Here is an 8,781-nt window from a genome sequence, read left to right as displayed (position 1 = left end):
AGTACAAGGAGCCATTCATGGACGCTGATATTCCCGAGACGATGCTCGCGTGGCGCGTGCTGCAATTTGGCGGCGTCGAGTCGCTGCGCCAGGAGAGCGTGAACGTGCCCGAGCCCGCGCATGGAAAGGTGCTGATCGAAGTACAGGCCGCCGCGCTCAATCCGGTCGATCTCAAGACGCTGCAAGGCCGCTATCCGCTTGTTACGCAGGGCGACTTGCCCTACACGCTCGGCCGCGACGTGGCGGGCGTGGTGGTGAGCCGGGGCGAAGGCGCACGGGCCTGGCCGCAAGGCGCGCGCGCGACGCGTTACACCGCCCGCCCGGACGGCACGCAACCCGCCCGTATCGTCGATCTCGTCGAGAAGGGGGCGGTGAAGGCCGAAGTGGTCGAGCGCTTCGCCTTCGACGATACCCCCAGAGGCTTCGAGCGGCTCGTCGAGGCGCATCCGCACGGCAAGCTCGTGGTGATGCGTCAGTGGCACGACGCGCTTTGATCCTTGATGTGCCCGCGCTGCGGGGATACGGAGCGGCAAGCAGAGCGCGCCGCACGCGTTTCAAGCCTTACGCGTAATTGATGCAAGCCGGCGGGCGGCCGACGGCCGCCCAAAAAAAGCTGCGAAGCCGCTGCAAAGGGACGCGCCCTCTTTGTATGTGCCAACCTTTCGGGAATCCGAAGTGCTTGCGCAGGTCTTGATCGCGCCCATTCGTGCGCGGGTGGCGCCATCGTCCATGACCCAGACACCTCTCATCGAAGATTACGCATTGCTTGCCGATGGCCGCAGCGCGGCGCTGCTCGCTCGCGAAGGCTCGATCGACTGGCTTTGCTGGCCGCGTTTCGACAGCGAACCGTGCTTTGCCGCGTTGCTCGGCGGTGACGAAGAGGGCCACTGGCGGCTTGCGCCGGCGGATCCGGCGTGCCGCGCGAGCCGCGGTTACCAGCGCGATACGCTCGTGATCGAAACCGCCTGGGAGGGCGAGCACGGCAGCGCGCGCGTGATCGACTTCATGGCGGCCGATAGCACCGAGGCGTGCATCGTGCGCATGGTCGAAGGCACGCGCGGCAGTGTGGATATGCACATGATCATGCAGCCGCGCCGCGCCGATGGACCTGCTGTGCGCGCCGCCGCGATAGATGCAAACGGCGCGGCGACACTGCACGCCGCAGGTGGCCCGCTGACGCTGCGCGCGGATGTGCCGTTGCGCGTTCACGCGCAGGCGCTCGAAGCCGCGTTCACCGTGCGCCCAGACGAGCGCGTCGTCTTCACGCTATGCCAGGGCGAGGGCGCAGGCGTCGATCCGGCGTCCGCCGTCACGGCACTGCACGACACGCAGCGTCACTGGCGCCGCTGGATCGGCCACTTCGACAACGCGCGCACGCTCTGGCCGCAAGCGGTGCGGCGTTCGCTGCTTACGCTTTATGCCCTCGTCTACCGCCCGACGGGCGCGATGGTCGCTGCGCCCACCACGTCTTTGCCCGAGGCGCCGGGCGGCGAACTGAACTGGGACTATCGCTATTGCTGGCTGCGCGACGCGAGCTTCGCGCTGGAATCACTGCTCGAAGCGGGCTTTCACGACGAAGCGCGCGCCTGGCGCGACTGGCTGCTGCGCACGATCGGCCACGCGCGCGGACGCATTCACGTCATGTATTGCGTCGATGGCTGCCACGTGCCGAACGAGCGCGAGGCCGGGCGCTTCGCGGGCTGGCAGGGCGCGCGGCCCGTGCGCTTCGGCAATGCGGCGTGCACGCAGTATCAGCCGGATGTGTTCGGCGAGGCGTTCGATTGCCTCTATCTCACGCGCCGCGCGGGAATCGTTGCGGCGCAGGAGGAAGCCGAACTCGAAGCGCGCCTGATCGGCTGGCTGCTCGATCATGGCGGCAAGCCGGGCTCGGGAATCTGGGAGACGCGGGGCCGCGCGCGCCACTACACGCTCTCGCGCGTCATGGCGTGGGTCGCGCTCGACCGCTTCATCAAACATTGGTGTGAGGACGGTCCGGGCATGGGCGACCCGCTGGTGCAGCGCGCGCTGCAGATGCGCAAGGCGCTGCATGACGAGGTCTGCGAACATGGCTGGAACGCCCGGCGCGGCGCCTTCGTGCGCAGTTACGGCGAAGAGGCGCTCGATGCGAGCGTGCTCCTCATGCCGCTGGTGGGCTTCATGCGCGCCGAGGAGCCGCGCATGTCGGCCACCATCGACGCGATTCGCGCGGAGCTTGGCGAAGGCGGGCAGATTCGGCGTTGGCGCCGCGGCGGCGACGAAGCGCCCGAAGAAGGCGCCTTCCTCGCGTGCTCGTGCTGGATGGCCGACTGTCTCTACCTGCGCGGCGACGAGGACGAGGCCATCGCGCAGTTCGAGCGCGTGCTCGCCGTGGCCAACGACGTCGGTTTGCTCGCCGAAGAATATGACGTGCGCAACGGGCGGCTGGCGGGAAATTTTCCGCAGGCGCTCAGTCATCTGGCCGTGGTCAAGACGGCGATGCTGCTGAGCGGATCGGCGCAAGGCCATCGCCGCGCCAGGTGAGCCGGCGCGAGCACAACGCCCAGGCTCAACGCTCGATCGACCACGACGCTTCTTCGTGCACCCGCGCCACGAGCGAAGTGAGTGCGGTTTCGACCGCGTCGTCACCGGGGAGAGCCTGCCAGCGCACTTCGAACGAAGCGTCGAGTCGCTGGTGCGACGCCGTTTCCGCTGTGTGATGCGTGACACCGAGCAGCACCACGCGCGCCCGGCTTCCGCGCAACGCTTCGTCGATCAGCTTGCGGGCATCGTTGCCGGCATCGTGGCCCAGCGTGATATAGGCGCGTCTGCCGCGCGGCAGGCGATGTTCGACGTGCTCCAGCGTATGCAGCACGACGAGGCCGAGCAAGGTGCCCGCAATGGCGAGCACGTACTGGCCGCCGCCCGCGCAAAGCCCGATCACCGTGACGTACCACATGGTCGCCGCGGTGGTGACGCCCTGCACGAGTCCGTCCTTTCTCAGGATCGACCCCGCGCCGATGAAGCCCATGCCCGAGAGTATGCCGAGCGGCAGCCGCATCAGGTCGAGCATCACAAAGGAATCCTGAGGTTTTCCATGCAGTACGAGCAGCACGTTCACCTGAAGCATGGCGAGGCAGGCGGCAAGGCAGACGAGCAAGGTCGTGCGCAACCCGGCCGCGTTGCCCGACTCGCCGCGATTCAGGCCGATCAGCGCGCCGGCCGCGATTGCGACGATGAGCCGTGCCGCGAAATCGGGCCAGGTGACGACGAGCGGCATCGGATTCATGAGGGCGGCGGGGTTCATTGCGGGCCAGGGGCCGTGGTGACGCAAAGGTCAGCGCAAGCCGTATGCCACTGCGCGGCGGCGCGCCACGACTTTATAAAGGCGCAGTCAGCGGTGGATCGCCTCGCGCAGCCGCGTGACCTCGGCGGGCGCGATCGGCGCGGCGTTGTTGCCCCACGCGCCGCGTACGAAGCTCGCCACTTCGGCGACCTCGCTGTCCGTGAACTGCGTGCGGAACGCGGGCATCTTGCGCGGCGTGCCGCCGTTGCCGGTTTGCGGACTCTGGCTGCCTTCGACGATGAGGCGCAGCACGCTCGTCGCGTCGGACGAGAGCGCGAGCGAACTGCCCGCAAGCGGCGGCGCCTTGTCCGGTTTGCCGGCGCCGTCCGCGCCGTGGCATTTCGCGCAGTACGAAAGATAGAGGCCCGCGCCAGGCCGCTCCGGCGTGCCGCCGTGCAGCGCCGCCATGGTCGAGGCGCGCGCGGCGGCGGAATCGGCATACTGGCCGCTCGCCTCGCGTGCGGGCAGCGACTTCAGATAGGCGGCGATGGCGAGCAGATCGCCGTCACTCAGGTATTGCGTGCTCGCGCCCACCACAGGCGCCATGGCGCCGAACGCATAGGCGCGATCGTTGTGGCCGTCGCGCAGGAACGCGGCAATGTCGTCGGCGCTCCAGCGGCCCAGACCGCCGCCGGGGTCGCCCGTGAGATTCGGCGCGTACCAGTGGTCGGTCACGCCGCCCGTCAGATAGAGCGGGCTGCTTTGCGTGTAGCCCATTTCGTTGTAGGCGGGCCCGCGCGGCGTGTGGCACGCGCCGCAGTGGCCGAGTCCCTGCACGAGCCAGGCGCCGCGGTTCCACTGCGCGGAGTGCGCGGGGTCCGGTTCGAAGCGGCCATGTCGGGCGAACGCGAGACGCCAGAACAGCATCACCCAGCGCTGGTTGAAGGGGAACGGCAGACGGGTGGGCGGCGCGGCGTTCGGCACGGGCTTCACGCCGTACATGAAGTACTGGTAGAGCGCGTTCACGTCGCTTGCGTGGAGCGCCGCGAACGACGGATAAGGCATCGCCGGATAGAGCCGCTTGCCGTCGCGCGCCACGCCGCGCTGTAAGGCCGCGGCGAACTGCGCCGGCGTGTACTCGCCGATGCCGTGAACGGGGTCGGGCGTGATGTTGCTCGCGTAGATCGGACCGAACGGCGAATTCACGGCGAGACCGCCGGCGAAGGGCTCGCGTTTGGCGGAATCGTGGCACGAGGCGCAATCTCCCGCTTTCGCGAGCTTTTCGCCGAGCGCGATCTGGGCCGCATCGGGCGGTGGTTTCGTCGTCGCGAACGGCTCGTCGCGGCGGCATCCGGCGAGCAGCGCGAGGGCGGCGAGCAGCGCGCTCGAACACGCGCGCGCATTCATCGCAGCGCCCCGCAGAGTCGTTCGAGCGGCAGCGCGAACAGCACGGTTGTCGTGAACACGAGCGCGATCGTGAACGCGATGGCAACGGCGGCGCTGCTCCACGCGAGAAAGCGGAAGGTGTCGCGCTGCGGCGTGTTGACGGCGGCGCTTTCGCGCCACGTGCGCCACGCCAGCAGCGCGCCGGCGAGCGCCAGCGCGAACGCGGCGGCGCAGGCGAGCGCAAGCGTCCAGTGCACGACCGGCCAGGGCTCGCCATTGCGTTGCGGGACGCCACCCGCGCATGCGGTGGCCGCGAGCGTCTGGCAAAAGAGTACGTGTGCCGCCCAGACGGCCGGCACACCGACAATGCCGTACCACACAGCAACATGTTGCCGCAGCGTGGGCCGCGTGCGCGTGGGAACGGGCGCTGGCGGGGCCGGGGGCGCGGGCGCGGCGGGTGGCATCATCGTCCTCGCATCCAGTAGGGCGACAGATAGAGCACGGAGAAGATGAAGAGCCACACGACATCGACGAAGTGCCAGTACAGGCCGCCGATGGTGAGCGCCGCATCGCGCCTGCCGTCGAAATAGCCGCGCGCGATCCAGAACGCGAGCGCGGCGAGCATCAGCAGGCCCGCTATCACGTGCGCCATGTGAAAGCCCGTGATCGTGAAGTAGAGCGAGCCATACAGATTCGTCGCGAGCCCATAGGGCCGGTCGCGCCACTCGAAGCACTGGATCGTGACGAACGCGATGCCGAGCGCAATGCCGGCGATCATCGACCAGAACGCGGGCGTCGATCGCGCGCGCCGCACGAACGCGCCCGCGAGCCATACGAACACGCTGCTCGTGAGCAGCAGCGCCGTGTTCAGCCCGCTCACGCCGAGTTTCAGCAGGCCTTCGGGCGGCCAGGGCTGCGCGCTCTGCGAAGCGAGATAGAGATACGAAAAGATCAGATAGCCGAACAGCGCGGATTCCGTCACGACGAGCGTGAGCACGCCCCACCAGCCGCCCGCATGTTCGCCGGCGCTGCCTACGGGCAGGGCGAGGGTTTCATCTTCGCTGCGGATCGCCATTGTCCCGGCGGCCTTGCCCGCGGGCGTGGCGCCTTGCGGCGCAAACGGCTCGCGCTGGCCGAGCGAGCGGCGCGGCCACAACCACGAAAGCAGCGCGAGTCCGCACGCGAGCCCGGCGAGCGCAGTAAATGATGTCGAATGGAACAGCAGCCCGACGAACACGAACGTCGCGGCCACGCCGAGCACAAAGGGCGCATAGCTGTCTTCAGGCATCTTGAGGATGACGTCGGGTTCGCCCGCGAGCGGCGTGACGCCCAGCGCCTCGCGTCCGCGATGGAGCAGGTAGCCGGGACGCGGCACGTTCGCATCGGGCTGCCAGAGCGGGTCGCGCGAGCGCACGCTCGGCAGGATGGCGAAGTTGTACGGGGGCGGCGGCGACGAAGTCGCCCACTCGAGGCCCGCCGCATTCCACGGGTTCGCGCCCGCGCGTGCGCCGCGCCGCGCGCTCACGAGCACATTGCCGATGAACATGGCGATGCCGATGGCGAACACGAACGCGCCGATGCTCGTGAGCAGGTTGGCCGTGTCCCAGCCCATGCCTTCCGGGTAGGTATAGATGCGCCGCGGCATGCCGAGGAGCCCGGAAATGTGCATCGGAAAGAAGCCCAGATTGAAGCCGACGAACGCGACCCAGAAGGTCCACTTGCCGAAGCGCTCGTTCATGAGCCGTCCGGTGAACTTGGGGAACCAGTACGTGAGGCCGCCGAGCACCGGAAACACGTTGATGCCGAGCAGCACGTAGTGGAGGTGGGCCACGACGAAATAGGTGTCGGTGAGTTGCCAGTCGAGCGGCACGGCGGCGGTCATCACGCCCGACACGCCGCCCACCGTGAACATCAGCACGAAGCCTGCGAAGTAGTAGAACGGCGTCTTGAACACGGGCTTGCCGGTCCAGATCGTGGCGATCCACGCGAACACGGCAATCGCGCTCGGCACGGAAATCACCATGCTGGCCGCGCCGAAGAAGGCCAGCGCGAGCGGCGGCAGGCCCGTGGCGAACATATGATGGAGCCACACTTCGAAGCCCACGAGCATGGTCGCGACCGTTGAAAGCGCAACGGCCGCGTAGGCGACGATCGGGCGGCGGCAGAACGTGGGCAGCGCGTCGGAGACGATGCCCATGGCGGGCAGCACGACCACGTAGACCCACGGGTGCGCGAAGATCCAGAAGAGGTGTTGCCACAACAGGGGGCGCCCGTCGGCGGTGGTGTCGAAGAAGTGCGAACCCGCGTTGCGGTCGAGCCAGAGCATGAAGAATGCGAGGCTCACGGAGGGCACGGCGAGCAGATTGGCGGCCGCAGCCGTGAGCGTGCCCCAGACGAGAATGGGCAGCCGTGCGACCGACATGCCGCTTGCGCGCATGCGCAGGAACGTGATGACGAAGTTCGCCGCGCCCACCGTGGTGGAAATGCCGAGCAGCACCATGCCGAGCGCGTAGACGTCGATGTTCGGCCCGGGGTCGTAGGCGGCCGTGGAAAGCGGCACGTAGTTGAACCAGCCCGCATTGGCGCCCTGTCCCGCGGGAAAGCTCGCGTAGAGCAGAATGCCCGCGCCGAGAAAGACCCAGTACGAGAGTGCGTTCAGGCGCGGGAACGCCATGTCGCGCGAGCCGAGCACGAGCGGCCACAAATAGTTCGAAAAGCCGCTCAGCACGGGCAACGCGTAGAGAAAGATCATCGTCACGCCGTGCATCGTGAAGAGCTGGTCGTATTGCTCAGGCGTGAGGAGCGTTTCGTTGGGGCGGGCGAGCTGCACGCGCATGATGAGCGCCTCCACGCCGCCCAGCACGAGGAACACGAAAGCCGTGACGAGGTAGCGGATGCCGATGGTCTTGTGATCCACCGTGGAGAGCCAGCCGCGCCAGCCGGGCCGCGTTTCCCAGGTTTCTTCGAGGCGCCGCAGCGTGGCTTCGTCGAGCGGCGCCGTGCCCGTTTCCGGCACGCGCGAGAGGCGCCCCGCGCGCGGTCGGCGCGGCACGGTTGCGCTGGCGGGGCGCTCGGAAGCCGCGGGGGAGGCCGGGATATCGTTCATGTCACTGAAGCGTGTCGAGCCACGCGCCGAGGTCGCCCGCCTCGGCGGGGGTGAGGGCAATGTCGGGCATGAGTGATTCGGGCTTGCGCTGCTGCGCATGCGCGACCCAGTCGAGCCGGTTGACGGACGTGTTGGCGAGCGTGCCCGCGGCGATCAGGCGTCGCGAGGCGAGATGCGTGAGGTCGGGCGCCTGCGCGCCGCCCGACTGCGTGCCGCGAACGGCGTGGCAGCCGCCGCAGCGCGCGGCGAAAAGCTGCTCGCCGCGCAGCGCCGCACCGCCTTGCGGGGCCGCTGCGGGCCGCTGTTGCGCAGCGAGCCAGCGCGAGAAATCGGCGGGGGTTTGCGCCACCACTTCCATGGCCATGTGCGCATGCTGGGCGCCGCAGAACTGCGTGCACTGCCCGCGCCATACGCCCGGATGGTCGGCTTCGATCCACTGGTGATTGACCTGGCCGGGTATGGCTTGCGTCTTGCCCGCGAGCGCCGGCACCCAGAACGCGTGCACGACGTCGGCGCTCTGCAGATCGACGCGCACGGGCTCGCCCGTGGGGATATGGATTTCGTTGGCGGTTACGAAGCTCGTGCCCGCAGGCGTTTGATAGGTCACTTTCCACCACCAGTCGTAAGCGGTGACCGCCACAGTGAGCGAAGGCGCGCGCGGCGGCTCGGCCACGGCGGCCAGTACGCGCAGCATGGCCACGAGCGCGCCCAGCAGCAGTACCGAGGAAATCGCCGTGCCGACGGCCACGATGCGGTTCGCCGTGCGCTCGCCTTGCGCGTCGGCGACGTCCGTTTGCGACAGCGCTTCGTCTTGCGCCGCACGGCCGTGACGCTTGCGCCGCATCGCCCGATAGAGCAGCCACGCGACGACGACGCACACCCCCACGCACAGGACGGCGAGGCCCCAGCCGAGCGCCTGCACCGGACCCGCCGCGGGGCCCGCACTATGCAGGAAGTAGGCGAGCGGCGTCATGGCCGGCGCAGCAGCGTAGGCTCCAGAATGTTTTCGCGTGCGCGGCGCGCCGGA

Annotated in this window: 6 protein-coding genes and 1 pseudogene; 2 read left to right on the top strand and 5 right to left on the bottom strand. The window is 68.6% G+C overall.

Translation table 11 applies throughout. The features are described 5' to 3' along the window. Positions 1–17: 17 nt before the first annotated feature. Both BHE01S_RS22230 and BHE01S_RS22225 read left to right on the top strand, forming a co-directional pair. Positions 18–494 (top strand): alcohol dehydrogenase catalytic domain-containing protein, encoded by a 477-nt coding sequence (locus BHE01S_RS22230; RefSeq protein WP_042267703.1) that lies wholly within the window; start codon positions 18–20, stop codon positions 492–494. Positions 495–729: 235 nt separating this feature from the next. Next, a complete protein-coding gene (locus BHE01S_RS22225) occupies positions 730–2,520 on the top strand; it encodes a glycoside hydrolase family 15 protein (RefSeq protein ID WP_042267701.1) in 1,791 nt (596 codons plus the stop codon). A gap of 25 nt (positions 2,521–2,545) precedes the next feature. Here BHE01S_RS22225 and BHE01S_RS22220 read toward each other — a convergent pair whose 3' ends face one another. From BHE01S_RS22220 to coxB, 5 genes and pseudogenes are all read right to left on the bottom strand, one after another. Continuing rightward, positions 2,546–3,265, bottom strand: coding sequence for an MgtC/SapB family protein (locus tag BHE01S_RS22220; protein ID WP_042267738.1), 720 nt, complete (start codon positions 3,263–3,265; stop codon positions 2,546–2,548). Between the two features lie 105 nt (positions 3,266–3,370). Continuing rightward, positions 3,371–4,669: a c-type cytochrome gene (locus BHE01S_RS22215; RefSeq protein ID WP_042267699.1), complete on the bottom strand. Its 1,299-nt coding sequence runs from the start codon at positions 4,667–4,669 to the stop codon at positions 3,371–3,373. Next, positions 4,666–5,115: a hypothetical protein gene (locus BHE01S_RS38695; protein ID WP_052406051.1), complete on the bottom strand. Its 450-nt coding sequence runs from the start codon at positions 5,113–5,115 to the stop codon at positions 4,666–4,668. Before BHE01S_RS38695 ends, BHE01S_RS22215 begins: the two co-directional genes overlap by 4 nt. Continuing rightward, a complete protein-coding gene (gene ctaD / locus BHE01S_RS22205) occupies positions 5,112–7,754 on the bottom strand; it encodes a cytochrome c oxidase subunit I (RefSeq protein WP_084069103.1) in 2,643 nt (880 codons plus the stop codon). The genes BHE01S_RS38695 and ctaD overlap by 4 nt, the downstream gene beginning before the upstream one ends. Position 7,755: 1 nt before the next feature. After that, positions 7,756–8,757: pseudogene (gene coxB / locus BHE01S_RS22200) on the bottom strand (cytochrome c oxidase subunit II); the annotation flags it as partial. Positions 8,758–8,781 lie beyond the last annotated feature (24 nt).

The organism is Paraburkholderia heleia NBRC 101817 (assembly GCF_000739775.1).
Lineage (GTDB): Bacteria > Pseudomonadota > Gammaproteobacteria > Burkholderiales > Burkholderiaceae > Paraburkholderia > Paraburkholderia heleia.
This window is presented reverse-complemented; position numbering and strand designations above follow the sequence as displayed.

Excerpts from the sequence above, each read along its gene's own strand:
- BHE01S_RS22225 (WP_042267701.1), top strand. The coding sequence starts at position 730 with ATGACCCAGACACCTCTCATCGAAGATTACGCATTGCTTGCCGATGGC.
- ctaD (WP_084069103.1), bottom strand. The coding sequence starts at position 7,754 with ATGAACGATATCCCGGCCTCCCCCGCGGCTTCCGAGCGCCCCGCCAGC.
- BHE01S_RS22230 (WP_042267703.1), top strand. The coding sequence starts at position 18 with ATGGACGCTGATATTCCCGAGACGATGCTCGCGTGGCGCGTGCTGCAA.
- BHE01S_RS22220 (WP_042267738.1), bottom strand. The coding sequence starts at position 3,265 with ATGAATCCGATGCCGCTCGTCGTCACCTGGCCCGATTTCGCGGCACGG.
- BHE01S_RS22215 (WP_042267699.1), bottom strand. The coding sequence starts at position 4,669 with ATGAATGCGCGCGCGTGTTCGAGCGCGCTGCTCGCCGCCCTCGCGCTG.
- BHE01S_RS38695 (WP_052406051.1), bottom strand. The coding sequence starts at position 5,115 with ATGATGCCACCCGCCGCGCCCGCGCCCCCGGCCCCGCCAGCGCCCGTT.